Source organism: Bradyrhizobium sp. USDA 4011, assembly GCF_054063415.1.
Genome location: NZ_JBSSGG010000001.1, coordinates 3,580,782 through 3,606,214, shown reverse-complemented (window position 1 = coordinate 3,606,214; position 25,433 = coordinate 3,580,782). Strand labels below are relative to the sequence as shown.

The window sequence follows — 25,433 nt, the reverse complement described above, 5'->3', positions numbered from 1 at the left end:
CATGAGCGAAGCCAAACTCTCCGTCGATATGCTGGAGCCGGTCGCCGATATCGGCGGCGCCGCGCAGCCGCTGCTGCAGGTCAAGGGACTGACCAAGCACTTCCCGGTGCGCGGCGGGCTGTTCAGCCCGCGCAAGACCGTGCGTGCCGTCGACGATGTCTCGTTCGCGGTCATGAAGGGCGAGACCGTCGGCATCGTCGGCGAATCCGGCTGCGGCAAGTCGACCACTGCGCGGCTGTTGATGCACCTGATGGCGCGCGATGCCGGCGACATCATCTTTGACGGCCGGCAGGTCGGCCCGGCGCTCTCGCTGCGCGATTTGCGGCGCGGCGTGCAGATGGTTTTCCAGGACAGCTACGCCTCGCTCAACCCGCGCCTCACCATCGAGGAGTCGATCGCGTTCGGACCCAAAGTCCACGGCATGGCCGATGATACGGCGCGGACGCTGGCGCGCGAACTGCTCGGCAAGGTCGGCTTGCGGCCGGAGATTTTCGCCAACCGCTATCCGCACGAAGCGTCCGGCGGCCAGCGCCAGCGCGTCAACATCGCCCGCGCGCTCGCGCTGTCGCCGCGGCTCGTGATCCTCGACGAGGCGGTTTCCGCGCTCGACAAATCGGTCGAGGCGCAGGTGCTCAATCTGCTCGCCGATTTGAAGCGTGAATTCGGCCTGACCTATCTGTTCATCAGCCACGATCTCAACGTGGTCCGCTACATCTCCGATCGCGTGCTGGTGATGTATCTCGGCGAAGTCGTCGAGCTCGGCCCGGTCGACTCGGTCTGGGACGCGCCGGCGCATCCCTATACCCGCGCGTTGCTGGCGGCGATGCCGTCATCCGATCCCGACAGGCGCACCGAGGTGCCGCCGATCTCGGGCGATCCGCCCAATCCGATCGACCCGCCGGCCGGCTGCCGGTTTCACACCCGTTGTCCGTTTGCGGAGCCGCTCTGCGCAAACGACACGCCAAAACTCAGCGATCTCGATACAATGGGCCATCAAGCGGCGTGCTACATGGCCATTGCTGGCTCGGGGCACAGCCGCGCGCCGGCAAAAGCAAAAGGAGAAAACGCGGCATGACCAGACCAACTCCCAAGGACGTCAAGGTGATCGCGCACGTCGCCGACGTGCCCGCCGATGACGATGTTGCGACCCGCATCGCCAACTCGATCGGGCCGGCATTCGACGGCTTCGCGCCGATCTCCGGCACGCTGCCGTTCGATCTCGAACCCGCGAGCTTCCTGCTGGCGCAGAAGGTGTCGAAATGAGCACCGAACCGGCCCTGATGACGCTGACCGCGGTCGCCAAGGCGATTGCTGACAAGAAAGTCTCCTCGCATGAGGTGACGCGCGCCGTGCTGCATCGCATTGCTGAATGGCAGCCGCGCCTCAACGCCTATATGGCGATCGAATCCGAACAGGCGCTTGCCGCCGCTACCGAGGCCGATGCCGCGCTCGCCAAGGGCAACAGCCGCGGCCCACTGCACGGCGTGCCGCTGGCGCACAAGGACATGTACTACGAGGCCGGCAAGGTCGTGACCTGCGGCTCGCTGATCCGCCGCGACTTCGTGCCGAAGACGACCGCGACGGCGTTACGGCGGCTGAAGGATGCCGGGCAGGTCCGGCTGGGTTCGCTGCAGATGGTCGAGTTCGCCTATGGGCCGACCGGCCACAACGTGCATTACGGCGCGGTGCGCAATCCCTGGAACGTCGCGCACATCACCGGTGGCTCGTCGTCGGGTTCGGGCTCGGCGGTCGCCGCGCGGCTCACCTTTGCTGCGCTCGGTTCCGATACCGGCGGCTCGGTCCGCATGCCCGCGCATTTCTGCGGCGTCACCGGCCTCAAGACGACGGTCGGCCGCGTCAGCCGCGCCGGCGCGATGCCGCTGTCGCAGTCGCTCGATACCGTCGGTCCGCTGGCGCAAACCGCGGAGGATTGCGCGCTGCTGCTCGGCCTGATGGCCGGCGCCGACCCTGAGGATCTGACGGCGTCGACGCAGCCGGTACCCGATTATCTGGCCGCGACAAGACAGTCGCTGAAGGGTCTCAAGATCGGCGTGCCGACGGCGTTCTATGTTGACGACCTCGATCCCGAGGTCGCGCACATCCTCGACGAGACGGTGGCCACCTTGAAAAAAGAGGGCGCCGAGATCGTCAAGGTCGAGCTGCCCGATCAGGGCCAGCTCAGCGCCGCGTCGCAACTCGTGCTCGCGGCCGAGGCCGCGGCCTACCACAAGCGCTGGATGATCGAGCGGCCGCAGGATTACGGCGCGCAGGTCCTGATGCGGCTGCAGAACGGCCTCACCATTCCCGCGGTCACCTACCTCGAGGCGATGCGCTGGCGCGGCCCCGCGCTCGCCGCGCACAACGCGGCGGTCAGCGGCGTCGATGCGGTGATTGCGCCGTCGGCCCCGGTGCCGGCACCGACGATCGCCGAGAGCGACGTCGGCAATGGCCCGGGCGCTGAAGCGGTGATCCAGCGGCTGACGCGGTTCACCCGCCCGGTCAACTATCTCGGCCTGCCGTCGCTCTCGATCCCCTCGGGCTTCACAAAGGCGGGTCTGCCGGTCGGCATGCAGCTGATCGGCCGCTCCTTCGAGGAAGCGGTGTTGCTCCGGATCGGCGCCGCCTTCCAGCGCGCGACCGATTTCCACGCCAGGGTCCCCAAGCTCGCATGACCAGTCTCGTCGAGATCAACAACCTCAACATCCGCTTCACCGGAGATCGCACGGTCCATGCCGTGAACGATCTCAGCCTACAGCTCGGCGAGGGCGAGGTGTTGGGGCTGCTCGGCGAGTCCGGCTCGGGCAAGAGCGTGACGCTGCGCGCACTGATGCGGCTGTTGCCGAAGAAGCGCACGCAGATCACCGGCAGCGTCAATGTGCTCGGTCGGGACGTGCTGGCGATGGATGACGAGGCGCTGTCCGCATTCCGTGGCCAGACCGTCTCGATGATCTTCCAGGAGCCGGCGCTGGCGCTCGATCCGGTCTACACCATCGGCCGCCAGATTGCGGAGACGGTGATGCGTCACGAGGGCAAGAGCGAGCGCGACGCCACGGCGCGCGCGCTCGAGATGCTCGAAGTGGTACGGATCCCCTCGGCGAAACGAAGGCTCGAGTCCTATCCGCATGAGATGTCGGGCGGCATGCGCCAGCGTGCGATGATCGCGCTGGCGCTGGCCTGCAAGCCGAAGATCCTGCTGGCGGACGAGCCGACCACCGCGCTCGATGCCACCGTGCAGATCCAGATCCTGCTGCTGCTGCGCGAGCTGCAGCGCGAGTTCGGGATGTCCGTCATCTTCGTCACCCACGACATCGGCGTTGCCATCGAGATCTGCGATCGGGTCGCGGTGATGTATGCCGGCCAGATCGTGGAGCAGGGCGCCTTGCGCGATATCGTGCGCACGCCGGTTCATCCCTATGCGAAGGGCCTGCTGGCCTCCACAATTCACGGCGCGATGCGCGGTCAGCGGCTCGAGACCATTCCGGGCACGCCGCCCTCGCTCGATCACGCACCGGCCAGTTGCTCGTTTGCACCACGCTGCAAGTTCGCCGAGCCGCGCTGCGGTGAACAATTGCCGCCCAGCGTGCAAACCGCGCCGGGGCATCTGGCGCGCTGCGTTCTCGCAGAGCCGGCGGTCGCCGCGGTTTAGGATGCCCGCGCCACCGCGTCGGCGATCCAGCGCCGCACCGCCGCGATCCGCCGGTCTCGTGCCTGCTCGGTGCGGGAGACCAGGTAGATCGTCTCGTGATGCGCGGCCTCGAACGCAAACGGCGCCACCAGCCGCTTGCCGAAGCCCGGCCGCGCCTTGATCAGGGGCGTCATTGCGAGCGCCACGCCGAGCCCGTGTTCGGCGGCCTCCAGCATCGCCGGCACGCTGTCGAGCCACAGATGCCCGCGCGGGGCGAGATGCGGCAGCCCGGCCTCCTTCAGCCAGGCCGGCCACGCCCGCGGTTGCGTCGTGACATGGATCAGCACCTCGCGAGACAGGTCCGCAGGGCTCCGAAGCCCCGCCTTGACCATCGCCGGCGTGCACACCGGCAGTCCCCTGACCTGGACCAGCGGCTCGACCTTCAGCCCGGCGGCCTGTTCCCGCCCGTAGCGGACCGCGACATCGACGCGCGAGCCGTTGAAGTCGGCATATTGGTGCGTGGCCTCGATCCGCAGCGTCAGTTGCGGATGGCGCCGCTTGAACTCCGGCAGCGCCGGCAGCAGCACGGCGCTGGTGAAGAACGGCAGTGAGCTGATCCACAGCTCGCCGCTGGCCTCGCCGCGTTGCCGCAGCATGTCGCGGCTCGCCTCCTGCAGCGTCGCCAGCGCGGCCGACACCTTTACAAGGTAACGTTCGCCGTCCGCGGTCAGCCGCACCGAGCGCGCGCCGCGGATGAACAGCTTGGTGCCGAACTGCTGCTCCAGTCCGCGGATCTGATGGCTGATCGCCGACGGGCTCAGCGACAGGTCGCGCGCGGCGCGACGGAAGCTGAGCTGGGTTGCCGCGCGCTCGAAGGCGAGCAGCGCCGGCAACGGTGGGATGGCCCGTGGATCCGGGGCATCCAATGGGTGAATCCTGTTCACCTGAAGTGATGAATGGCCTTTTGTCATGGTCGCTATTTCTGGACCAGATTGCTCCCACGCTCAATCCTGCTCACCTCAAGGGATCTCATCCGCCTTGGCTATCTTCGAACCGCTCGCCACGCCGCATCACTGGAAGCCCGCCGCGCTGGCGGCGGGCCCGTTCGCAGGCCTCCAGGGCGGAGCGGTCGCGAGCCTCTTGACCGCCGAGGTCGAGGCCATGGCAGGTCCGCGCAACTGGGGCACCGCGATATCGGCGTCGGCCTGGTTCCTGCGGCCGACGCCGATGGCGGAATTGCGCACGCAAGTGACCGTCGTGACCGAGGGCGGCCGGATCAGCGTCGTCGACAACACCCTGTGGCCGGCCGGCGAGGAGCAGCCCTGTGCGACGGTGCGCGTGACGCTGTCGCGCGAACGTGCGGTCGAGGTCCCCGGTTTTCGCGGCAGCGCAGCCGACCCGGTGGATCCCACGCGCTTTCCGTTGCGCAGCCCGCACGCGGTCCATGGCCGCAGCTGGTTCATGGACGCGATGGAAGCCCGTGCCGGCGGCGACGTCGCCTGGTTTCGCATGCATCATAGCGTGACTGCGGATGCCGGCCCGCTGGCGCGCGTGCTCGGTCCGGCCGACTGGACCCACGGCATCGCGCGCCCGGTGCAGAATGTGGTGGCCGACCCCAATCCGAACCTTGCGGTGCAACTGTTCCGGCCACCGCGTGGCGAGTGGGTCGGCGTTCGCGCCGAGGCCCGCTGGCGCCCGGAGGCCGGGCTCGGCGTCGGCAGCGGGGTATTGCTCGACGTGGATGGCGAGATCGGCCGGGTCTCGATGTCGGTCATTCTCGTGCCCTTTCCGGGAAGCGCACCCGCTGCGGGTCCGGGTTCCGCGGCAGGTTAACCCTAATTATTCCGTCAACTGTCTGTGGGATCACAAAAATAGGCCGCGAACCATGCTTTGGTCGGCGCGACTTGAAATGGACGGTGGTCGCAAACGTCTGTACAACGTGGCGATCACGTAACTCTTTTGTTTTGCAGAGATCGGTTTTTATGGCAGCCGCGCCCGCTGTCCGGCGTTCCGAACTGGCTGAGGCGCTGCGCGCATGCCGCAGTGCCTTCGTCGGCGTCGGCCTCATCAGCTGCATGATCAACCTGCTCTATCTGACAGGTTCGATGTTCATGCTGCAGGTCTACGACCGGGTGCTGCCGAGCCGCAGCGTTCCGACCCTGGTCGGCCTCGTCGTCATCGCCGCAGTCCTCTACATGGCCCAGGGCGTGCTCGATCTGTTGCGCGGACGGATCCTCGGCCGCGTCGGCACCTCGCTCGACGAAGCGCTCAATGCGCGGGTGTTCGACACCATCGTGCGGCTGCCGCTGATGGCCGGCAATCGCAGCGAGGGCCTGCAGCCGCTGCGCGACCTCGACAATGTGCGTTCCTTCCTCGGCAGCATGGGGCCCGGCGCGTTCTTCGATCTGCCCTGGCTGCCGTTCTACATGCTGATCTGCTTCGCATTCCATTGGTTGCTCGGCGTCACGGCGCTGGTCGGGGCCGTCATCCTGGTGACGCTGACGCTGATCACCGAATACATGTCGCGCACGCCGGCCAGGGAAGCGATGTCGCTCGCGGCGCGGCGCAACGATCTCGCCGCCTCCAGTCGCCGCAACGCCGAAGTGCTCGTGGCGATGGGCATGGCCGGGCGGATGAACAAGCGCTGGAACGAAGCCAACGAGGAGTATCTGTCCGGCAACCAGCGTGCGAGCGACGTGAGCGGCGGGCTCGGTGCGGTCGCCAAGGTGCTGCGCATGATGCTGCAGTCGGCCGTGCTCGCGGTCGGTGCCTATCTCGTGATCCACCAGGAGGCCACCGGCGGCATCATCATCGCCGGCTCGATCCTGAGCGCGCGGGCGCTGGCGCCGGTCGATCTCGCGATCGCGCATTGGAAGGGCTTCGTTGCCGCGCGGCAGAGCTGGCAGCGTCTCAACCGCCTGCTGCAGCAGATTCCGGCGCGGCCGGAGCAGACGCTGCTGCAGGCGCCGCAGAAGAAGCTGTCGGTCGAGGCGGTGACCATAGTTGCGCCGGGCGACCAGCGCCCGATCGTGCAGGATGTCACCTTCGCCGTCGAAGCCGGCAGCGGCGTCGGCGTGATCGGCCCGAGCGGGTCCGGCAAGTCGTCGCTGATCCGGGCGCTGGTCGGCGTCTGGGTGCCGGCGCGCGGCAAGGTGCGGCTCGACGGCGCCGCGCTGGATCAGTGGTCGTCGGACCAACTCGGCCGCCATGTCGGCTATTTGCCGCAGGACGTCGAACTGTTCGCCGGCACGGTCGCGCAGAACATCTGCCGGTTCGATCCCGACGCCAAGTCCGACGCTATCATCGCGGCGGCCAAGGAGGCCGGCGTGCATGAGATGATCATCAAGATGCGCGAGGGCTACGACACCCAGGTCGGCGAGCAGGGCACGGCGCTTTCCGCAGGCCAGGCGCAGCGCGTCGCGCTGGCGCGCGCGCTCTACGGCAATCCGTTCCTGATCGTGCTGGACGAGCCGAACTCCAATCTCGACAGCGAAGGTGACGAGGCGCTGACCCGCGCGGTGCGTGGCGCCCGCGCGCGCGGCGCCGTCGTCATCGTGGTCGCGCACCGGCCGATCGGCATCGAGGGCGTCGACCAGCTGCTGGTGCTCAAGGACGGCCGCATGCAGACCTTCGGGCCGAAGGAGACCGTGCTCGCGCAGGTGCTGCAGCGCGTCGCGCCGCCGGCGCCCACGCCGATCAAGATCGTCGCCGAGGCGGGGGCGGCCAAGTCATGAGCGACCGCATGACCGATCAGCCGCGCAACGCACATGCTTCGATCAGAAGGCACCTCGTGGTCGGCCTCGTCGTGGTCCTGGTGCTGGGCGGCGGCGTCGGCGGCTGGGCCGCGACGGTGCCGATCTCGGGCGCGCTGATCGCGCCGGGCTCGGTGGTGGTCGATACCAACGTCAAGAAGGTGCAGCATCCGACCGGCGGCGTCGTCGGTGAAATCCTGGCGCGCGACGGCGACACGGTCAAGGCGGGCGACGTCGTCGTGCGCCTCGACGAGACCGTCGTGAAGGCGAGCCTTGCGATCGTGGTCAAGACGCTGAACGGTCTCTATGCGCGTGCGGCTCGGCTCCAGGCCGAGCAGCAGGGCCTCGACAAGGTCGCCTATCCGCCGCAGCTCACCGAGCAGGCGAGCGATCCCGACGTCCGCGATATCATGGCGAACGAAACCAAGCTGTTCGAGGTCCGGGTCAACGGCCGCGCCGGCCAGAAGGCGCAGCTGCGCGAACGCGTCATCCAGCTCAACGAGGAAATCGCCGGCCTTCAGGCCCAGGAAGCCGCCAAGGACAAGGAGATCGCGCTGGTGCAGCAGGAGCTGGTCGGCGTCCGCCAGCTGTATGAGCAGCATCTGGTGCAGCTGACCCGCCTCACCACGCTGGAGCGCGACGCGGCGCGGCTCTCCGGTGAGCGCGCGCAGTACATTGCGTCGCGCGCCCAGGCCAAGGGCAAGATCACCGAGACCGAGCTGCAGATCATCCAGGTCGACAAGGACATGCTGTCGGAGGTCTCGAAGGACCTGCGCGAGGCCAACGACAAGATCGGCGAGTTCGTCGAGCGCAAGGTCACCGCCGAAGACCAGCTCCGCCGCATCGACATCCGCGCGCCGCAGGACGGCGTGGTGCTGCAATCGACCGTCCACACCGTCGGCGGCGTCATCACCGCGGGCGATGCGATCATGATGATCGTGCCCAGGGCCGACGACCTGTCGGTCGAGGCCAAGGTCAATCCGCAGGACATCGACAAGCTCCAGGTCGGACAGAAGACCGTACTGCGGCTCTCCGCCTTCAACCAGCGCACCACGCCGGAGCTGAACGGCGTCGTCACCCGCGTCTCCGCCGACGTCAACACCGACCAGCGCACCGGGCAGAGCTACTACACGATCCGCGTCTCGATGCCGCCCGAAGAAGTCGCGCGCCTCGGCAGCGAGGTGAAGATCATCCCCGGCATGCCGGTGGAAGCCTTCGTCCAGACCGGCGACCGCACCATGATGTCGTACCTGATGAAGCCGCTGAGCGACCAGTTCATGCGCTCGTTCCGCGAGAAGTAGGTTCTCGCGAGTCCTCGTAGCGGGTCGCGCGAAGGCGCGCCCGACGACAGGCTTCGCGAAATCCGGGAACGGTCGCGCGGCGGATGCAGCTGCGCCGGATTGCGCTTCGCTCCATCCGGGCTACTGCTCTTCGTTAGATTGCAAGCTCCTTCCCATGTCGTCCCTGCGAAAGCAGGGACCCAACCACCGTCGATCATTGCTGCGCACGGCTGTGGCCCCAGCGTTCTTTAACGCCGGCAGTTGTGGTTGGGTCCCGGGTCGCGCTTTGCTTGCCCGGGACGACACCGGGGGCAATCACAGATTCTTCAACAACAGCTCCAGCGCCGCCTTCGCGAACGCCTGCATGTTGGCCTGGCGGTCGCCGCTGGCGGTTTCCAGCGTGATCACCTGTTGCCGAGGGCCTGCGACCGCCATGCAGCTGTGGCCGGCGGCATCGCCGTAACGGTTGCCGGTCGGGCCGGCGGCGCCGGTTTCCGACAATCCCCAATCGGTCGAGAGGCGCTCGCGGATCCGGCGTGCCAGCAGCTGCGCATAGGGCTCCGACGACGAGCGGAGGCCGCGCATGGCATCGTCGGGAATGTCCATCAGCGCGCGCCGTGCATCGCGGGTGTAGATCACGCCGCCGCCGAGGAAATAGGCCGATGCGCCGGGGACTGCGAGCAGCGATGCCGAGATCAGTCCGCCCGTCGATGATTCCGCGACCGCAATCGTCTGCTTGTTCGCGATCAGCTTCGCGGCGACCTGTTCGGCGATGGATATGAGTGCGTTCATCGGCGCTCTTTCTCGTTGCTTGCCATGAAAATCCTGTAGGGCGTTCTGCCTTCCTAGCACACCACACCGGCCCCTGCCGAGTTGCGGACCGCAGCCCGGCCTGATTGAATATCGGACAACAACCAAGCGGCGCCCGACAAGTTGTCGTGAGAGCGTGCGCCGGAGGAAACACCATGACGTTGCCGATCGCGGGCGGCGTGGATTGCGATCTGCATCCCGCCGTGCCTCACCTCACCAGCCTGCTGCCGTATATGAACGACTACTGGCGCGACCAGGTGACGACGCGCGGCATGACCGACCTGATCTCGCAATCCTATCCGACCAATTCGCCGATCGCCTCGCGGCCGGACTGGCGTCCCGCCCAGGGCAAGCCGGGTTCGAGCCTTGCCGACATGCAGCGCCAGGCGCTCGACCGGTTCGGCACCGCCACCGGCATCTGCAATCCGCTCTATGGCGTGCAGATGGTGTTCTCCGAGGACATGGCCGATGCCTTCTGTCGCGCGCTGAACGACTGGCTGGTCAAGGAGTGGCTCGACAAGGACGATCGCCTGCGCGGCTCGATCGTGATCCCCGTGCAGAGCATCGACAAGGCGGTCGCCGAAATCGAGCGCTGCGCGCAGGACAAGCGCTTCGTGCAGGTGCTGATGCTCGTGATGGGCGACATGCCGCTCGGCAAGCGTCACTATTGGCCGATCTACGCCGCGGCCGAACGGCTCGGCCTGCCGATCGGCATCCATGCCGGCAGCGCCTATCACAACCCGCCGACCTCGGTCGGCTGGGGCTCCTATCACATCGAGGACTATGTCGCGCAGGCGCAGGCGTTCCAGACCCAGCTCACCAGCCTGATCGTCGAGGGCGTGTTCGCGCGGCATCCGAGCCTGAAAATGGTGATGCTGGAGTCCGGCTTCACCTGGCTGCCGCCGTTCCTGTGGCGGCTGCACAAGTTCTGGCGCGGCGTGCGCATGGAGACGCCGTGGGTCGACCGCGCGCCGCTGGAGATTGTGCGCAGCAACATCCGTTTCTCGCTGCAGCCGGTCGACGCGCCGCCGGACGGCGACACGCTGAACCGGCTGTTCGACCATATGCAGTCGGACGAATTGATCCTATTCTCGACCGACTATCCGCATTGGCAGTTCGACGGCGACGAGGTGCTGCCGAAGGGGCTGTCGCAGGACCTGGTCCGCAAGATCATGATCGACAATCCGCACGCGACATATGCGCGCTTGCAGGTGAAGGAGACGACGCCATGAACATCCAGATTCGGGAACGTCCCGAGGCGGCTGCGTCAACTGGCACCAAGACTGCGATCGCCGATTGCGACATCCATCCGGCGCGCGCGACCAAGGACGAGCTGCATCCTTATCTGGCCAAGCGCTGGCACAGCCATCTCGAGACCTTCAGCGTCCATCCCTATCAGGGCATGATGGAAGGCCCGCCCTATCCGAAGGCGCAGCCGAATGCCTCGCGCCGCGATGCCTATCCGCCGGAAGGGGGCCCGCAGGGCTCGTCGCTGTCGTTCATGCAGAAGCAGCATCTCGACCCGAACAATGTCGTGCTCGGCGTGCTCAACCCGCTCAACACCGGGCAGGGCATCCGCAACCAGGATCTCGCCGCCGCGATCTGCTCTGCGATCAACGACTGGCAGATCGAGAAATGGACCAGCAAGGACTCCCGCCTGAAGGGCTCGGTCGTTGTCGCCAATGAGGACGGCGTGTCGGCCGCGGCCGAAATCCGCAGGCGCGCAGGCGATACGAATTTCGTCCAGGTGCTGCTGCTGAGCCGCAATGTCGAGCCGCTCGGCCAGCGCCGTTACTGGCCGATCTATGAGGCGGCGCAGGAGGCCGGCCTTCCGATCGGCGTGCACGCCTTCGGCTTCGGCGGCAACCCGATCACCGCGTCGGGCTGGCCGAGCTATTACATCGAGGAGATGGTCGGCCATTCGCAATGCCAGCAGACCGCGCTGGCGAGCCTCGTGCTCGAGGGCGTGTTCGAACGCTTTCCGAAACTGAAGATGGTGATGGTCGAGGCCGGGTTCGGCTGGGCGCCGTCGCTGGCGTGGCGGCTCGACAAGGTGTTTGCGCGGCTGCACGCCGAGGTGCCGCATCTGAAGCGCAAGCCATCGGAGTATATCCGCGATCACATCTGGTGGACGACGCAGCCGATGGAGGACCCGGAGAGCCGCGACCACCTGTTCCAGACCATCGAGTGGATCGGCTGGGACAAGCTGCTGTTCGCGACCGATTACCCGCATTGGGACTATGACGAGCCGTCGCGCGTGCTGCCGGCCGGCGTCAGCGATGCCAATCGCCAGGCGTTCTATCTCGACAATGCGAAGCAGCTTTACGGTATCGCATGATCCGGAAAAGTGGGAACCGGTTTTCCGAATCAGATCATGTGTGAGAACAACTAGATGGCGCGTCATGTGATCGCCCCGGTGGACGAGCTGCCGCCGGGGTCGCGAAAATTCCTCGAGATCGACGGACGGCCGATCGCCGTCTTCAACGTCAAGGGCGAGTTCTTCGGGCTGCTGAACCGCTGCCCGCATCAGGGCGCGGCGCTGTGCGAGGGGCCGCTGATCGGGCTCGCCTCGTCGTCAGACCCCGGCGAGATCGAATACACCAAGCTCGGCGAGATCCTGCGCTGTCCCTGGCACGGCTGGGAATTCGATATCCGCACCGGCCAGTCCTATTGCGACCCGCGCCGCTTCCGCGTGCGCGCCTATCCCGTCAGTGTCGAGCCGGGCACCAATGTGGTGAAGGGGCCGTATGTCGCCGAGACCATCAAGGTCGCGGTCGAAAGCGACTACGTCGTCGTGGATCTCTGACCATCCGTCATTCCGGGGCGCCCCGAAGCGGCGAGCCCGGAATCCATTCCACCGCTTGTTCTCCGGCTCGATGGATTCCAGCCCTGCGCCTTCGGCGCATCCCGGAATGACAAGGATGCGGGTGAGCCGGCGTAGCGCAATCCACCCTGCGCTTATTCCGCCATCATCTGCCGTTCGCGCGCGTAGCGCATCAGAGCGACGAAGCGGTAGATGCCGTGCACGAATTTTCCGTAGGGCATGGTGATGAACAGCGCGAACACCACGCCGAGATGCAGCGCCAGCAGCGGGCCCATCGCGGCGCTCTCGCGCCACAGCAGCAAGGCAAGGCCGGTGATGCTGGTCAGGAACAGCATCAGGATGAACGCGGTGTCCATGCCCATCTGCTGCTCGTCGACCAGCACGCGGTCGCGCTTCCATTTCTCTGAAAAGAGCCCGATCGGGCCGACCACGAGGCCAATGCCACCGAGCGTGCCGAGCACGACCGGCAGGTCCCACCACGCATAGGGCGCTTCGCGCGCCAGCAGATAGTGGTACAGCGTGCCGACGCAGGTCGCGGCGAAGCACAGCATGAAGCCGTAGAAGGTGAAGTGGTGATACAGCTTGCGGCGGTCGGTCGGGTGGTCGTCCTCGTTGAAGCAGCCGACGCCGCCGCCGTCGAGATAGCGCAGCTCGCCGGCGTCGCGGACCGCCTGCAACAGCGACTTCGCGTCCGTTTTCATGCCGACGGGCTCGCCGATCGCGCGCCAGAATGCGCGCACGCCCATCACCAGCGCGAGGATCGCATAGAGCAGGGCGGCGCCGAACAGCAGCGCCATCGCATTATGCGGCATCAGTTTGTAGAACGCACCGGGCCCGGTGTGGGTGCCATAAAGCACGCCGCGGTCGTTGATCGCGGCGAAGCCGAAGATGAACGCGGCGACGCTGAGCGCGGCGATCAGGCTGATGACGAGGCCGTTACGCGCGAACGCGCCGGCAAATGCGCGCGGCCAGGCACAGGCGGCGTAGGATTCCGCGCGTGCCACCGCCAGCGTCTTCGGGACATTGACGTTGAACTCGTGCGGTGGCGAGAACTGGCAGTCGGTGTAGCAGGCGCCGCAGGCATGGCACAGATTGGCGAGATAGTTGAGGTCGCCGTCGGAGAAGGCGCGGCGCATCTCCATCGCGGGAAATACCGCGCACAGGCCTTCGCAATAGCGGCAGGAATTGCACACCGTCATCAGACGGTCGGCTTCCTGCAAGATCCTTGTCCCGTGCATCGCGCCAGTCCCGTCCTCAGTTCCGCGCATTCTTCGCCGCTTCCCGCCCGGCGACGCGGCCGAACACGCTGCCGATGGTCATGCCGATGCCGGCGGCGTAGCCCTTGCCGAGCACGTTGCCGGCCATGATCTCGCCGGCGGCGAACATGTTGGCCGACGGCTTGCCGTCCTTCATCAGCATCCGCGACTGCTTGTTCACGCGGGTGCCGAGATAGGTGAAGGTGATGCCCGGCCGCACCGGATAAGCGAGATAGGGCGCCGTCTCGATCCTGCGCGCCCAATGCGTCTTCGCCGGCGTGATGCCTTGGGTGCGGCAGTCGTCGAGGATGGTGTGGTCGAACGTGCCGGGCTGCACCGCGGCGTTGAAATCGGTGATGGTCCTTTCCAGCGCTGACGCATCGAGCTCCAGCTTGCCGGCGAGTTCGGCAATCGTCGCGCCCGCGATCGGCGGAAACAGCGTCGGCATGAAGCTCGTCACGACGGTGGAGTCGAAGATGATGTAGGCGATCTGGTCCGGCTGCGCGGCGACCAGGCGGCCCCAGATCGCGTAGCGCTTTGGCCAGATGTCCTCGCCTTCGTCGTAGAACCGCTCGGCATGCTTGTTGACGACGATGCCGAACACGACCGAGTCGTGGCGGGTGATGATGCCGCCGTCGAATTTCGGCGCACGGGCATCGATCGCCACTGCATGGCATTGCGTCGGATCGCCGATCTCCTGGACGCCCTTGGCGAGCAGCATCTTCAGGATCGCGCCGCGGTTATAGGGCGTACCGCGGATCAGGAAATTGTCGGCGGCCTCGCCCCAATATTCCTTCAGCCATTCGATATTGGCCTCGAAGCCGCCGGCGGCCGCGACCAGCGTCGAGGCGCGCACCTCGGTCTTGCCGCCGACCGGCTGCTTCAGCTGCGCCGACAGGAACATGCCGTCCTCGATCTTGAGATCGATCACCTCGGCGTCGTAGAGGACGTCGATGCCGAGCTCCTCGGCGGTGCGATAGAGCGCGTTCAGCATCGCGCGGCCGCCGCCGAGGAAGAACGAGTTGGTGCGGCCGAGGCTCAGCGTGCCGCCGAGCGAGGGCTGCCAGCGCACGCCCTGTTCGACGATCCAGTTCAGGATGTCCTTGGACTCGTGGATCATGAAGCGTGCCAGTTCCTCGTCGGTCTGGCCGCCGGTCACCAGCAGCAAATCCTTCCAGAATTCCTCCTCGGTGTAGGGGCCGGTGAGGATCTCGGTCGCCGCGTCATGGGCGCAGCGCATGTTGCGGGTGTGGCGGGTGTTGCCGCCGCGGTAGAATTTCGGGGCGCCCTCCAGCACCAGCACGGAGGCGCCGGCGCGCCGTGCGCTGATCGCAGCGCAGAGCGCGGCGTTGCCGCCGCCGATCACCAGCACGTCGAACCTGCGCGTCAGATCAACCATGCGCTCTTGTTATCGTTGTTGGCATGGAAAGCAACACGGCCGGACGGATACCTGATCCCCCGGCCGCGATGCGGAATATCAGGCCGTGACCGTCTTGCGCTGCTCGATGGTCTGGCCGCCACGATAGACGATCAGTGCGGCGATGATGCCGAGAACAGCGCCGAACATGAGCCAGTAGGCAGGCGAGGCCTTGTCCTGGCCGGTCATGGCGATCAGCTTGGTTGCGACAAAGGGGGTCGATGTGCCGAAGATGCCCGCCGCCAACGCGAACGCGATCGAGAAGCAGGTGGTGCGGACATGCGCCGGCACGATCTCGACCAGGCATCCCAGCATCGTGCCGCTGTAGACGCCAAAGTAGAACGAGAACATCATCTGCACGGCCAGCAGCTTTCCGAGCGTGGGCTCATGCGAGAGCCACGACAGTGCCGGGTAGGCGGTCACGAACGACAGGCTCGCGATCGCGATCAGCACCGGCTTGCGGCCGATCCGGTCGGACAGCGCGCCGCCGACCGGATTCCAGATGAAATTCGTCACCGCAACGAGCAGGGTCACCAACAGCGTCCCGGAGGCTGAAAGATGCAGCTCCTTGCCGAAGCCGGGCGCATACACCGTGATGAAATAGAACGTCGTGGTGGTCAGAACCGCGATCATCATGCCGAGAATGACGATGCGCCAGTTCTCGATCGCCGAGGCGAACACTTCGCTCGCCGTCGGATGCTTTTTCATGGCCAGGAAGGCCGGCGTTTCCTCGAGCGAACGCCGCAATATGAAGATCACGGGAATGATGAGGCATCCAATGAAGAACGGGATGCGCCATTTGGCGACGCCGCCGATCGCATCCAGGAAAGTGTCGCCGGGGATCGCCTCTCTCAGGACGAAGCCGATCACGGCTGCAACAAAGATGGCAACCTGCTGACTGGAGGATTGAAACGAGGTGTAGAATCCCCGATTGCCGGGCGTCGCGATCTCGGAAAGATAAACGGAGACGCCGCCCAGTTCGACGCCGGCGGAGAAGCCCTGGATCAGCCGGCCAATCAGCACGATGATCGTTGCGGCGATGCCGATCGACGCGTAGGACGGGCAGAAGGCGATCACCACCGTGCCAAGCGCCATCAGCGTGAGCGTCACGATCAGGCCCTGGCGGCGGCCGATGCGATCGATGTAGGAGCCGAGCACGACCGCGCCCACGGGACGCATCAGCGCGCCGAGCCAGAACACGCCATACGCATTGAGCAGCGCCGCGGTCTCGTTCTGGGCGGGGAAGAACGCCTTCGCGATGTCCTGCGCATAGAAGCCGAACAGGAAGAAGTCGAATTGCTCGAGGAAATTGCCGCTGGTCGCGCGCAGGATGGCGCCGAGACGCGACTTGATCTGCGGGACTTGCGATGAACTCGACTGCGACATAACGCCCTTTCCTCCCCGTGACAAAACGGCCGGCGCAAATTGTGTCGCCGGCCAAGGCAGTTAACTGCCATATGCGGCAATTTGGCACGGCTGTCCGGCGCGACCAACCTGAAATCGCGCCGGCGCTATGGGAAAAAAGCCGTAGGTGGGAATTTGCTGATGCCGCGTGCGCCGCATCAAGTCGTCGTATGTGCCGCAGCGCCGAGCCAGGAGCGGAACGCAGAAAGCTTCGGGGAATCGGCGCGTCCTTGCGGCGTGACCAGATAGAAGCCGGCGTCCGCCGGCAGCGCGATCTTGAAGGGAACCACGAGACGACCCTTGGCGATGTCGTCCTGAACATAGGAGGTGCGGCCCATCGCGATGCCGATGCCGTCGATCGCGGCCTGGATCGTCACGAACAGCAGGTCGAAGGTCACGCCCGGCTGCTTGGAAATGTCGGTCGGCAGTCCGGCCGCGGTCAGCCACAGCCGCCAGTCGTCGCTGTTGGCGTTGCTGGTGTGCAGCAGCACATGGTCCCTGAGATCTTCGGGGCATTTGAGCGGCCTGGTTCCATCCAGCAGCGACGGGCTGCACACCGGAAACAGCTCGTCCGCCATCAGCCAGTCCGCGCGCAGGCCCGCCCATTGTCCGCGGCCATAGCGGATCGCCGCGTCTACCTTGTCGCGCTGGAAGTCGACCAGACTGGTCGAGGTGGTGATGCGGACATCGATGCCGGAATGCGCCTCCTGGAATGCCGACAGCCGCGGCAGCAGCCATTTGGCGGCGAGCGATGCCAGCGTCGAGACGGTCAGCACGTGATCGTCGTCCCGGCGCAGCAGGCGGTCGGTCGCGAGCCTGAGGTCATTGAAGGCTGCGCGGACGCCGGGAAGGTATTCGGCGGCCTCCGGCGTCAGGCTCAACGAGCGGTTCTGGCGGACGAACAGACGGATGCCGAGCTCTTCCTCGAGGCGCCGGATCTGATGGCTGATCGCGGTCTGCGTCACGTTCAGTTCGGACGCCGCGACCGTGAAGCTCATGTGCCGCGCGGCGGCCTCGAACGCCCTCAGGCCGTTCAACGAAGGCAGGCGGCTGGTCATGTCAGATGGCCTCCAATGCATGATTTTAATTCATGCGAATCGGTACAAAGTGTCGTTTGTGAACGGGCCGAATAGCTCAGATATTACCGCCAACAGGTTACCGATAGGAGCCGCAGATGTCCATTTTCACCCACGAATCGATGACAAATCATCATACGCCTGGGTTGCTGAACCAGGTCAGCGACACGCTGCATGTCTGGTGGGATCGCTACGAGCGCCGCCGCGAGCTGTCGCAGTGGACCGAGCGCGACCTGCACGACTTCGGCATGTCCCGCAGCGACATCGTTTTCGAGACCGACAAGCCGTTCTGGCGGGCCTGACAAGGACGCCTTCGCCGGCGCTGCCTCGACCGGGGGGCGCCGGCCAATTCCTTCACCCGAGGAGCGTGTCATGACTGCGCTGCATCTCGACGATCTCAAGCAATATTCTGACGTGCTGCGCGCCAAGAACGGGAGCGAGATCAAGGTGCGCTTCGTCGAGCCGCGCGACCGCGAAGAGCTGCAGAATTACATCCGCTCGCTCTCCGCCGGGTCCCGTTACAACCGCTTCCTGGGTGCACTGAGCGAGCTGCCAAAGATGGAGCTCGAGCGTTTTATTCACGTCGGCGAGGCTGACCGGTTCACGGTGGTCGCGACGATGCTGGTCGATGGCTTTGAGACCATCGTCGGCGAAGCCCGCTACGCCTTCCATGCCGATACGTCGAGCGTCGAGTTCGGCCTGTCGATCGATGACCGGTGGCAGGGCCACGGCATTGGCAAGGCGCTGCTGAAGAATCTCGAATGCCGCGCGGCGTCTTTCGGAGCTGAGCGCATCTTCGGCGACACGTTACGTTCCAACGCGACGATGATCGGTCTCGCCCGCAAGTCCGGCTACGCCTTCACTACAAGCCCCGGCGATTGGAAGCTGGTGCGCTTTGCGAAAGAGATCCACGTCGAACCGCAAGACATTCCCTGTGCCAGCTGGCGGCTCGCCGCCACTTCCCGCTCGGCCACGATGTCCTCGCTTGCGGTTTGACTGACTAGGCCCGGTTCTGGCCCCTCCAGAACCGGGCCCTTTTCTTTTGCACTGCCGCGCTTGCCCTGACCTCCCCTTGAAAAGGGGAGGTCGCTTTGCTCGCCAGAGCAAAGCGGGTGGGGATCGGCTCCCTCCACGAGTAACCGTGCGTGTCGCTGGACCCCCATCCCGACCTTCCCCCTTTCAGGGGAAGGAGAAGAGATCGTGTGGTCGCCCCTCAATTCCCGCGGAACACCGGCTTGCGCTTCTCGATGAAGGCCTGCACCGCCTCCTTGTGATCCGCCGTCGTGGTGAGGCGGATCAGCCGCTCGGCCTCGTGGTCGCGCGCGCTGGCGAAGTCGAATTGCAGCGCCTCGTCGAGATTGTCCTTCATGTAGCGCAGCGCCAGGGTCGGGCCTTCGGCCATCGACTTCGCCAGCGCGAACGCCTCGTCCTGCAGCGTCTCGTCCGGTACCACGCGGTTGACGAGACCGATCTGCTCGCATCTTGCGGCATCGACCTTCTCGGACGTGAACATCAGCTCGCGGGCGCGCGAGGTGCCGACCAGGCGCGTCAACAGCCAGGCCATGCCGTAGTCGCCGCTCAGCGCCACGCGCAGATAACCGGTCGAGATGAAGGCGGATTGCGCCGCGATCCGGAGGTCGCAGGCCATCGCGATCGCAAGGCCGGCGCCTACCGCCGGGCCGGGCAGTGCTGCGATGGTCGGCTTGCGCACCGAGGCGAGCGCGCCGGTGAGCAGGCGCTGGCGCTCCTGCAGGTCGGCGACCTTGTCCTCATAGGACATTTCGAGCTTCTTCGGGTCGCGATTGGCGCCCATGCCCTTGACATTGCCGCCGGCGCAGAACGCCTTGCCGGCGCCGGTGACGAGCAGCACGCCGACCTCGGGGTTCTCGCCGCAGGTGCGGATCATCGTGCGCAGCGCCGGCGTCAGCGTGTCCGACAGCGAATTGCGGGCGTCCGGACGGTTCAGCGTGATGACGGCGACGCGGTCGCGGATCACGCAGAGCAGTTCGTCGGTGCCGGTCTCGATCTTGATTTCGTGGGTCATGGTTCCTCCGCGGGTCAATTGTTGTCGTCATTGCGAGCGCAGCGAAGCAATCCATGCCGCCGCGAATGGAGAAATGGATTGCTTCGTCGCTTCGCTCCTCGCAATGACCATCAGGATCGGTGCTCGGGCCAGCCTACGCCTTAGAGATGATCTCCGTCATCTCAAAACTTCTCAACCCAGGGCCGCAATTCCAGCTCCCAGGTCCAGGCGCTGCGCGGCTGCTGCAGCACGTTCCAGTAGCTCAACGCGATCGCGTCGGGATCGAGCATCGAATCCGGGCGGTCGGCGGGCTCGGCGCGCGCGGCGCTGCGGATGCCGCCGTCGATCACGAAATGCGCGACATGGATGCCCTGCGGCGACAATTCGCGCGCCATGCTCTGCGCCAGCCCGCGCAATGCGAACTTGCCCATCGCGAACGGCGCCGATTGCGCATAGCCCTTGACGCTGGCGGAGGCGCCGGTGAACAGGATCGCGCCCTTCTTGTTAGGGACCATCCGCTTCGCCGCCTCCTGCGCCACCAGGAAGCCGCCGAACGCCGAGACCGCGATCGCTTGCTCGACCTCGGAGGGAACGAGTTCAACGAAGGGTCCGCGCGAGCGCCCGGAGGCGTTATAGACCACGAGGTCGGGTGTTCCGATCTCGCGCTCGACCAGGCCGAACAGACGCTCGACATCTTCCGCCTTGGTGGCGTCGCAAGCATAGGCGCGCGCGCCGGTTTCCGTGCAGAGCGCACCGAGCTTCTCGATGCTGCGCGCGCCCAGTGCCACGCGAATTCCCTCCCGCGAAAATACCCGCGTCAGCGAGGCGCTGAGGCCCTCGCCGGCGCCGACGATCAGGGCGATCTTGTACTTCGGAATATCCATTGGGCTTTCCTTTGCTCGGCCGGAGGAGGATAGTCGTGCCCAAACAAATGAGCACCGCAACCGGGAATTCAATGCAGCCGCACAAGCAGGATCCGAAAACGCCATCCGCCAGCCAGCCGGGCCTGCTCGCGCCCGACACGACGGGAATGAACTTCTACCGGGCCGATCCCGCGCTGACCGATCTTCTGAAGCTGCATCTGCCCGAGGCGTTGTTCCGCCACATCGAGCCGCATCTCGACCGGCTCGGCGGATTGGCCGGCGGCACTCTCGACGAGTGCGCGCGGCTTGCCGACCGGCATACGCCGGTGCTGCACCAGCGCGACAAGTTCGGCCGCGACGTGCAAACCATCGAATATCATCCGGCCTATCGCGAGATCGAGAAGGCCGCGTTCGGCGAGTTCGGCATTCATGCGCTGTCGATCCGCAAGGGCATCATGGGCTGGCCCGACAAATATCCCGTGGTGGCCAAGCACGCCTTCACCTTCCTGTTCAACCAGACCGAATTCGGCATGGGCTGTCCGATCAACGTCACCGACGGGTGCGCAAAGCTGCTGGCGAATTTCGGCAGCGAGGCGTTGAAGGCGAAATATCTCGACGGCCTGACCCAGACCGACATGAGCAAGCTGACGCAGGGCGGTCAGTTCATGACCGAGAAAGAAGGCGGCTCCGACGTCGGCACGCTGACCACGCGCGCGGTGCAGGAGGGCGACCACTGGCGGCTCTATGGCGAGAAGTGGTTCTGCTCGAATGCCGATGCCAAGGTGGTGATGCTGCTGGCGCGCCCCGAAGGCGCGGGGCCGGGCACCAAAGGTGTCGGCCTGTTCCTGATGCCGCGTTTCCTCGACGACGGCTCGCAGAACCACTACCGGATCGTGCGCCTCAAGGACAAGCTCGGCACCCGCTCGATGGCCTCGGGCGAGATCAAGCTCGACGGTGCGATCGCGTACGCCGTCGGCAAGCTCGACCGCGGCTTCGTGCAGATGGCCGAGATGGTGAATTCGTCGCGGCTCTCCAACGGCGTGAAGTCGACCGCGCTGATGCGCCGTGCCTGGCACGATGCGATCACGGTCGCGAAGGGCCGTGTGGTGTTCGGCCAACGGATCATCGACCTGCCGCTGGCGCGGCGCCAGCTGATGAAGATCATGCTGCCGACCGAGCAGGCGCTGTCGATGAGCTTTTTGACCGCCGATGCGCTCGACCGCGCCGAGGCCGGCAGCCAGGACGCCGCGGCGCTGCTCCGCATCCTGACGCCGACTTTGAAATTCCGCGCCACCCGCGACGCCCGCAAGGTCTGCGGCGACGCGATGGAGATGCGCGGCGGCATCGGCTACATCGAGGAATTCGTCACGCCGCGGCTGCTGCGCGATGCGCATCTCGGTTCGATCTGGGAAGGCACCGGCAACATCGTCGCGATCGATGCGCTGAAGCGCGCGGTCGGGCGCCATGGCGCCGACAATGCGCTCGCCGCCGATCTACATGCGCGGCTCGACGACAGCCCGAATGTCCCGCAAGCCTGGCGCAACCGGCTGCGCGATCTCAGCGATCGTGCGGTCGGGTTTGCGCGCGAGGTCGCGAGCCGCATCGACAATGAGGGCGATGCGCGGCGCGCCACCAGCCTGCTCTATCATGTCGCAAGCGCCGTGGCGCTGGCATGGGAGGGCGGACGTATCCACGAGATGCGCGGCGACGCGCGCCGGCTGCTGCTGTCGCGGATGGTGATCGAGCATCGCGTGATGCCGGGCGATCCGTTCCGGCTTACGGAAAATACCGTTCAGCGCAGGATGACCGAGCACCTGCTCGGCGATCGCGCAATCGGCATGGCCGAGGTTGGCGAATTGCTCATCGCAGCGTAGGCTCGCCGTGGCCGCTCGCGCAGTCTCACCTCTCCCATCGGGAGAGGTCGGATCGCGCCAGCGATCCGGGTGAGGGGTTGCGCTCTATCGATAGACCTGAACCCCTCACCCGGACCGCATCTTCGATGCGCTCCGACCTCTCCCGTTGGGAGAGGTGGAGAGCGTACAAAAAACACGAGAGGAAATTCCGATGAAGGCCGCCGTCCTGCATGAAGTCAATCAGCCGCTGGTGATCGAGGATGTCAGCGTGCCCAATCCGGGGCCGCGCGAGGTCCTGATCCGCACCGCGGTCGCGGGCCTCTGCCATTCCGACCTGCATTTCATGGAAGGCCTCTATCCGCATCCGCTGCCCGCGGTGCTCGGCCATGAATCGGCCGGCGTGGTCGAGAAGGTCGGCTCAGACGTCAATTACGTGAAGCCCGGCGATCACGTCGTCACCTGCCTCTCGGTGTTCTGCGGCACCTGCGACAATTGCACCACCGGCCGCACCGTGCTGTGCACCGACACCACGGTGAAGATGCTGCCCGGCGCCTCCAACCGCCTGTCGTGGGGCAGGAAGGAAAAGCTCAACCAGTTCCTCAACCTGTCGTCGTTCGCCGAGCAGATGCTGGTGCACGAGAACGCGATCGTGAAGATCAAGAAGGAGATGCCGCTCGATCTCGCCGCGCTGATCGGCTGCGGCGTCATCACCGGCTATGGCGCCGTGGTGAACACCGCGAAGGTCACCGCGGGCGAGACCGTGGCTGTGATCGGCTGCGGCGGCGTCGGCATGGCCGCGATCAACGGCGCGCAGATTGCCGGTGCCGGCCGTATCATCGCGATCGACACCAATCCGGCGAAGCTGCAGCTGGCGACCAAGCTAGGGGCCACCGACATCGTCGATCCCGCGCGCGGCGACGTGGTCCAGCAGGTGCGCGAGCTCACCGGCGGCGGCGTGCATCATTCCTTCGAGGTGCTCGGCCGCAAGGAGACCGCCGAGCAGGCCTTCGCCATGCTGGCGGCGGGCGGCACCGCGACCATCGTCGGCATGATCCCGTTCGGCCAGAAGATCGAGCTGCACGGCTTCGACTTCCTGCGCGAGCGCCGCATCCAGGGCTCGTCGATGGGCTCCAACCACTTCCGCGTCGACATGCCGCGCCTCGTCGACTTCTACATGCGCGGCAAGCTGCATCTGGAGGACTGGATCTCGGCCAAGCTGAAGCTCAGCGAGATCAACGAGGGCTTTGCCAACATGAAGGCCGGCAAGACGCTGCGCAGCGTGATCATGTTCGATAGTTGAGGTTATGTCGTCCCGGCGAAAGCCGGGACCCATACGCCGCGGCCGTGCTTTGGGCACGGCGATGGACGACTTTCTTTGCTCACCACCGGTAGCGGTGGTTGATGGTGTGGACGGCCCCCTACGGCATCAGTGTGCCAGAATGAGGTTGTTGCAAATCTCAGACATGGGAGCCGTCCGTGAACCAGATTATCCGCATTGGGATGGATACGTCGAAGCATATTTTTGTGCTGCATGGGGTTGATGCGTCCGAGCAGCCGGTCTTACGCAAGAAGCTTTCGCGCAAACTCGTGCTGGAGTTCTTCGCCAAATTGCCGCCGACGGTGATCGGGATGGAGGCCTGCGGGGCGTCGCAATATTGGGCGCGAGAGCTTTCCAGGCTGGGCCATGAGGTGAAGCTGATGGCACCGCAATTGGTGAAGCCCTACGTGATGCGGAACAAGAATGACGGGCGAGACGCAGAAGGCCTGTGTGAGGCGATGAGCCGGCCGAGCATGCGCTTTGTGCCGGTGAAAAGCGCCGAGCAGCAGGCTGCGCTGATGCTGATGGGGGTCCGCGACGGACTGATCGCCCGGCGCACCCAATTGACCAACACGATCCGCGGCCATGCGGCGGAGTATGGCCTGATCGCGCCCAAGGGGCTGGAGGCGATCGAACCGCTGCTGGCGCGGATCGCGCAGGACGAGACGCTTCCCGCTCTGGCGCGCGAGCTGTTTGCCATGCTGGGCCGGGAGTGCGTCAGGCTCGAGGACGAGTTGGAGGCGGTTGAGGCCAAGCTGATGGCCTGGCACCGCGGCGATGCCACGGGCCGGCGCCTGGCGCAGATTCCGTCGATCGGTCCGATCATTGCAACGATGCTGGTGATGAAGACACCTGATCCGGCCGCGTTCCGCTCAGGTCGTCACTTTGCGGCTTGGCTCGGCCTCACGCCCAAGGACCACTCCACCGCAGGCAAGACCAGGCTTGGCAAGATCACGCGGGCGGGCGATGAGGACCTGCGCCGTCTGCTGGTCGTCGGGGCCACGGCGGTGATCCAGCAGGCCAGGCGCGGACGCGGTCATCACTCGCGCTGGCTACTGGCGCTGATCAAGCGCAAGCCGCCGAAGCTTGCGGCCGTAGCGCTTGCCAACAAGGTGGCGCGCATCGCCTGGAAGCTGATGGTGACGGGTGAGAGTTATGACGCCGCACGGCTGAATGCCGCTACGACGGGTACCGCTTAACAGATTGGCCGGCCGGCGGGCTCGCTCGCCGACCGACCGGAGCTGCAAGAGCAGATGGAGCGATCGATCGAGCAACGATGCGAGACAATCCGTGGGACCCATCGGCCGTCAACAGGTCGCGTGGTTGTTTGGAACTCGCATCGCGCAAACCAGCTTGGCCAGCGATTCATTCGATCGCACTCAACAGGCCGGACATATGGATGCAAGCGATCCGATCAATCCCAGAAAGCTCTTGTGCCACGGGGGCCGTCCACATATGGGTCCCGGCATTCGCCGGGGCGCCGATCGAGGTTGTGATCGGGTTCACCGCGCGACGTGGGCGGACACCGCGAGCCATTTGCCGTTCTGCCTCGCCCAGCAGTCGGTGTAGCGGCCGTGCGCGGGCTCACCGTCCGCGCCGGTGTAGCTGGTCTGGGCGTGGATGATGGCGAAATCGCCGAGGATGCGGATTTTGACGTCCTCGGCCTTCAGCCCCTTGATCTTCACCGGGATCGCCGTCTGCTTCAGGAAGGCGGCGCGGTCGACCAGGCTCTTGTCGGGATTGGTGCAATAGAAGTCCTGCGCCAGGATTTCATCGAAGCGCTTGACGTCGCAGTTCTGAACCGAGTCGACGTAGTCCTTGTTGAGCTTCGTGAGCTCTTCGAGGTCCTTGCTCATTGGTGTCCTCCCAGTTGTTCCTCATTGCGAGCGCAGCGAAGCAATCCATCGCCGTGCTCGCTGATATATGGATTGC

The 25,433-nt window shown here is 65.7% G+C and carries 24 protein-coding genes; 15 read left to right on the top strand and 9 right to left on the bottom strand.

Annotated elements, in window-relative coordinates:
- The first annotated feature begins 1 nt into the window (after position 1).
- The 4 genes from ACVW1C_RS16860 to ACVW1C_RS16845 are packed head-to-tail and all read left to right on the top strand — an operon-like array spanning position 2 to position 3,646.
- Positions 2–1,075: an ABC transporter ATP-binding protein gene (locus ACVW1C_RS16860; protein ID WP_456759385.1), complete on the top strand. Its 1,074-nt coding sequence runs from the start codon at positions 2–4 to the stop codon at positions 1,073–1,075.
- Positions 1,072–1,263, top strand: a complete 192-nt coding sequence (locus ACVW1C_RS16855; RefSeq protein WP_092119665.1) for a hypothetical protein — start codon at positions 1,072–1,074, stop codon at positions 1,261–1,263. The genes ACVW1C_RS16860 and ACVW1C_RS16855 overlap by 4 nt, the downstream gene beginning before the upstream one ends.
- On the top strand, positions 1,260–2,672 hold the full coding sequence (locus ACVW1C_RS16850) for an amidase (protein WP_456759384.1): 1,413 nt from the start codon (positions 1,260–1,262) through the stop codon (positions 2,670–2,672). The genes ACVW1C_RS16855 and ACVW1C_RS16850 overlap by 4 nt, the downstream gene beginning before the upstream one ends.
- Positions 2,669–3,646, top strand: coding sequence for an ABC transporter ATP-binding protein (locus ACVW1C_RS16845; RefSeq protein ID WP_456759383.1), 978 nt, complete (start codon positions 2,669–2,671; stop codon positions 3,644–3,646). The genes ACVW1C_RS16850 and ACVW1C_RS16845 overlap by 4 nt, the downstream gene beginning before the upstream one ends.
- Here ACVW1C_RS16845 and ACVW1C_RS16840 read toward each other — a convergent pair.
- Complete coding sequence (locus ACVW1C_RS16840; RefSeq protein WP_456759382.1) at positions 3,643–4,551, bottom strand: LysR substrate-binding domain-containing protein; 909 nt, start codon at positions 4,549–4,551, stop codon at positions 3,643–3,645. The two genes, ACVW1C_RS16845 and ACVW1C_RS16840, sit on opposite strands and share 4 nt — an antisense overlap.
- Before the next feature lie 112 nt (positions 4,552–4,663).
- Here ACVW1C_RS16840 and ACVW1C_RS16835 point away from each other — a divergent pair, with 112 nt between their 5' ends.
- From ACVW1C_RS16835 to ACVW1C_RS16825, 3 genes are all read left to right on the top strand, one after another.
- On the top strand, positions 4,664–5,458 hold the full coding sequence (locus ACVW1C_RS16835) for an acyl-CoA thioesterase domain-containing protein (protein WP_456759381.1): 795 nt from the start codon (positions 4,664–4,666) through the stop codon (positions 5,456–5,458).
- A gap of 149 nt (positions 5,459–5,607) precedes the next feature.
- The gene (locus ACVW1C_RS16830) at positions 5,608–7,359 is read left to right on the top strand and encodes a type I secretion system permease/ATPase (protein WP_456759380.1); all 1,752 of its coding nucleotides are present in this window, start codon (positions 5,608–5,610) and stop codon (positions 7,357–7,359) included.
- Positions 7,356–8,678 (top strand): HlyD family type I secretion periplasmic adaptor subunit, encoded by a 1,323-nt coding sequence (locus ACVW1C_RS16825; protein ID WP_456759379.1) that lies wholly within the window; start codon positions 7,356–7,358, stop codon positions 8,676–8,678. Before ACVW1C_RS16830 ends, ACVW1C_RS16825 begins: the two co-directional genes overlap by 4 nt.
- Positions 8,679–8,972: 294 nt before the next feature.
- On the opposite strand, the gene ACVW1C_RS16820 is transcribed toward ACVW1C_RS16825, so the two are convergent.
- Positions 8,973–9,449, bottom strand: a complete 477-nt coding sequence (locus ACVW1C_RS16820; RefSeq protein ID WP_456759378.1) for a CinA family protein — start codon at positions 9,447–9,449, stop codon at positions 8,973–8,975.
- Between the two features lie 173 nt (positions 9,450–9,622).
- Between ACVW1C_RS16820 and ACVW1C_RS16815 the strand changes: the two genes are divergently transcribed.
- Genes ACVW1C_RS16815 through ACVW1C_RS16805 form a run of 3 tightly spaced genes read left to right on the top strand, consistent with a single transcriptional unit; the run spans position 9,623 to position 12,273 of the window.
- Positions 9,623–10,699: an amidohydrolase family protein gene (locus tag ACVW1C_RS16815; protein WP_456759377.1), complete on the top strand. Its 1,077-nt coding sequence runs from the start codon at positions 9,623–9,625 to the stop codon at positions 10,697–10,699.
- Positions 10,696–11,805 carry an amidohydrolase family protein gene (locus ACVW1C_RS16810; protein WP_456759376.1) on the top strand — a complete coding sequence of 370 codons (1,110 nt, stop codon included), beginning with the start codon at positions 10,696–10,698 and terminating at the stop codon, positions 11,803–11,805. The genes ACVW1C_RS16815 and ACVW1C_RS16810 overlap by 4 nt, the downstream gene beginning before the upstream one ends.
- Positions 11,806–11,859: 54 nt before the next feature.
- Positions 11,860–12,273 (top strand): Rieske (2Fe-2S) protein, encoded by a 414-nt coding sequence (locus ACVW1C_RS16805; protein ID WP_016846808.1) that lies wholly within the window; start codon positions 11,860–11,862, stop codon positions 12,271–12,273.
- A gap of 152 nt (positions 12,274–12,425) precedes the next feature.
- Here the strand turns inward: ACVW1C_RS16805 and tcuB are convergent, their stop codons facing one another.
- From tcuB to ACVW1C_RS16785, 4 genes are all read right to left on the bottom strand, one after another.
- On the bottom strand, positions 12,426–13,529 hold the full coding sequence (gene tcuB / locus ACVW1C_RS16800) for a tricarballylate utilization 4Fe-4S protein TcuB (RefSeq protein WP_456759375.1): 1,104 nt from the start codon (positions 13,527–13,529) through the stop codon (positions 12,426–12,428).
- 16 nt (positions 13,530–13,545) lie between these two features.
- Positions 13,546–14,946 (bottom strand): FAD-dependent tricarballylate dehydrogenase TcuA, encoded by a 1,401-nt coding sequence (gene tcuA / locus ACVW1C_RS16795; protein WP_456759374.1) that lies wholly within the window; start codon positions 14,944–14,946, stop codon positions 13,546–13,548.
- A gap of 78 nt (positions 14,947–15,024) precedes the next feature.
- Positions 15,025–16,350 (bottom strand): tricarballylate/proton symporter TcuC, encoded by a 1,326-nt coding sequence (gene tcuC, locus ACVW1C_RS16790; RefSeq protein WP_456759373.1) that lies wholly within the window; start codon positions 16,348–16,350, stop codon positions 15,025–15,027.
- 176 nt (positions 16,351–16,526) lie between these two features.
- Positions 16,527–17,426, bottom strand: a complete 900-nt coding sequence (locus tag ACVW1C_RS16785; RefSeq protein ID WP_456759372.1) for a transcriptional regulator GcvA — start codon at positions 17,424–17,426, stop codon at positions 16,527–16,529.
- A 116-nt stretch (positions 17,427–17,542) separates the two neighbouring features.
- On the opposite strand from ACVW1C_RS16785, the gene ACVW1C_RS16780 reads away from it, so the two are divergent.
- Entirely contained in the window at positions 17,543–17,746 is a 204-nt protein-coding gene (locus ACVW1C_RS16780; RefSeq protein ID WP_456759371.1) for a DUF1127 domain-containing protein, read from the top strand.
- Between the two features lie 70 nt (positions 17,747–17,816).
- Entirely contained in the window at positions 17,817–18,440 is a 624-nt protein-coding gene (locus tag ACVW1C_RS16775; RefSeq protein WP_456759370.1) for an N-acetyltransferase family protein, read from the top strand.
- Positions 18,441–18,657: 217 nt separating this feature from the next.
- Here ACVW1C_RS16775 and ACVW1C_RS16770 read toward each other — a convergent pair whose 3' ends face one another.
- Together ACVW1C_RS16770 and ACVW1C_RS16765 are read right to left on the bottom strand one after the other, a co-directional pair.
- Positions 18,658–19,488: an enoyl-CoA hydratase gene (locus tag ACVW1C_RS16770; RefSeq protein WP_456759369.1), complete on the bottom strand. Its 831-nt coding sequence runs from the start codon at positions 19,486–19,488 to the stop codon at positions 18,658–18,660.
- A gap of 161 nt (positions 19,489–19,649) precedes the next feature.
- Complete coding sequence (locus ACVW1C_RS16765; protein ID WP_456759368.1) at positions 19,650–20,351, bottom strand: SDR family NAD(P)-dependent oxidoreductase; 702 nt, start codon at positions 20,349–20,351, stop codon at positions 19,650–19,652.
- Positions 20,352–20,422: 71 nt separating this feature from the next.
- Between ACVW1C_RS16765 and ACVW1C_RS16760 the strand changes: the two genes are divergently transcribed.
- The 3 genes from ACVW1C_RS16760 to ACVW1C_RS16750 all read left to right on the top strand — a co-directional run bounded on the left by ACVW1C_RS16760 (position 20,423) and on the right by ACVW1C_RS16750 (position 24,700).
- On the top strand, positions 20,423–22,204 hold the full coding sequence (locus ACVW1C_RS16760; RefSeq protein ID WP_456763103.1) for an acyl-CoA dehydrogenase family protein: 1,782 nt from the start codon (positions 20,423–20,425) through the stop codon (positions 22,202–22,204).
- A 190-nt stretch (positions 22,205–22,394) separates the two neighbouring features.
- Positions 22,395–23,483, top strand: a complete 1,089-nt coding sequence (locus ACVW1C_RS16755) for a Zn-dependent alcohol dehydrogenase (protein ID WP_092119616.1) — start codon at positions 22,395–22,397, stop codon at positions 23,481–23,483.
- 176 nt (positions 23,484–23,659) lie between these two features.
- The gene (locus tag ACVW1C_RS16750; protein WP_456759367.1) at positions 23,660–24,700 is read left to right on the top strand and encodes an IS110 family RNA-guided transposase; all 1,041 of its coding nucleotides are present in this window, start codon (positions 23,660–23,662) and stop codon (positions 24,698–24,700) included.
- Positions 24,701–25,003: 303 nt separating this feature from the next.
- Here ACVW1C_RS16750 and ACVW1C_RS16745 read toward each other — a convergent pair whose 3' ends face one another.
- Entirely contained in the window at positions 25,004–25,357 is a 354-nt protein-coding gene (locus tag ACVW1C_RS16745) for a nuclear transport factor 2 family protein (protein WP_212311766.1), read from the bottom strand.
- Positions 25,358–25,433: the final 76 nt, after the last annotated feature.

Coding starts and splice junctions, on each gene's coding strand:
- ACVW1C_RS16860 (WP_456759385.1), top strand. CDS start 2: ATGAGCGAAGCCAAACTCTCCGTCGATATGCTGGAGCCGGTCGCCGAT.
- ACVW1C_RS16855 (WP_092119665.1), top strand. CDS start 1,072: ATGACCAGACCAACTCCCAAGGACGTCAAGGTGATCGCGCACGTCGCC.
- ACVW1C_RS16850 (WP_456759384.1), top strand. CDS start 1,260: ATGAGCACCGAACCGGCCCTGATGACGCTGACCGCGGTCGCCAAGGCG.
- ACVW1C_RS16845 (WP_456759383.1), top strand. CDS start 2,669: ATGACCAGTCTCGTCGAGATCAACAACCTCAACATCCGCTTCACCGGA.
- ACVW1C_RS16830 (WP_456759380.1), top strand. CDS start 5,608: ATGGCAGCCGCGCCCGCTGTCCGGCGTTCCGAACTGGCTGAGGCGCTG.
- ACVW1C_RS16825 (WP_456759379.1), top strand. CDS start 7,356: ATGAGCGACCGCATGACCGATCAGCCGCGCAACGCACATGCTTCGATC.
- ACVW1C_RS16820 (WP_456759378.1), bottom strand. CDS start 9,449: ATGAACGCACTCATATCCATCGCCGAACAGGTCGCCGCGAAGCTGATC.
- ACVW1C_RS16815 (WP_456759377.1), top strand. CDS start 9,623: ATGACGTTGCCGATCGCGGGCGGCGTGGATTGCGATCTGCATCCCGCC.
- ACVW1C_RS16810 (WP_456759376.1), top strand. CDS start 10,696: ATGAACATCCAGATTCGGGAACGTCCCGAGGCGGCTGCGTCAACTGGC.
- ACVW1C_RS16805 (WP_016846808.1), top strand. CDS start 11,860: ATGGCGCGTCATGTGATCGCCCCGGTGGACGAGCTGCCGCCGGGGTCG.
- tcuB (WP_456759375.1), bottom strand. CDS start 13,529: ATGCACGGGACAAGGATCTTGCAGGAAGCCGACCGTCTGATGACGGTG.
- tcuA (WP_456759374.1), bottom strand. CDS start 14,946: ATGGTTGATCTGACGCGCAGGTTCGACGTGCTGGTGATCGGCGGCGGC.
- tcuC (WP_456759373.1), bottom strand. CDS start 16,350: ATGTCGCAGTCGAGTTCATCGCAAGTCCCGCAGATCAAGTCGCGTCTC.
- ACVW1C_RS16785 (WP_456759372.1), bottom strand. CDS start 17,426: ATGACCAGCCGCCTGCCTTCGTTGAACGGCCTGAGGGCGTTCGAGGCC.
- ACVW1C_RS16780 (WP_456759371.1), top strand. CDS start 17,543: ATGTCCATTTTCACCCACGAATCGATGACAAATCATCATACGCCTGGG.
- ACVW1C_RS16775 (WP_456759370.1), top strand. CDS start 17,817: ATGACTGCGCTGCATCTCGACGATCTCAAGCAATATTCTGACGTGCTG.
- ACVW1C_RS16770 (WP_456759369.1), bottom strand. CDS start 19,488: ATGACCCACGAAATCAAGATCGAGACCGGCACCGACGAACTGCTCTGC.
- ACVW1C_RS16765 (WP_456759368.1), bottom strand. CDS start 20,351: ATGGATATTCCGAAGTACAAGATCGCCCTGATCGTCGGCGCCGGCGAG.
- ACVW1C_RS16760 (WP_456763103.1), top strand. CDS start 20,423: ATGCAGCCGCACAAGCAGGATCCGAAAACGCCATCCGCCAGCCAGCCG.
- ACVW1C_RS16755 (WP_092119616.1), top strand. CDS start 22,395: ATGAAGGCCGCCGTCCTGCATGAAGTCAATCAGCCGCTGGTGATCGAG.
- ACVW1C_RS16745 (WP_212311766.1), bottom strand. CDS start 25,357: ATGAGCAAGGACCTCGAAGAGCTCACGAAGCTCAACAAGGACTACGTC.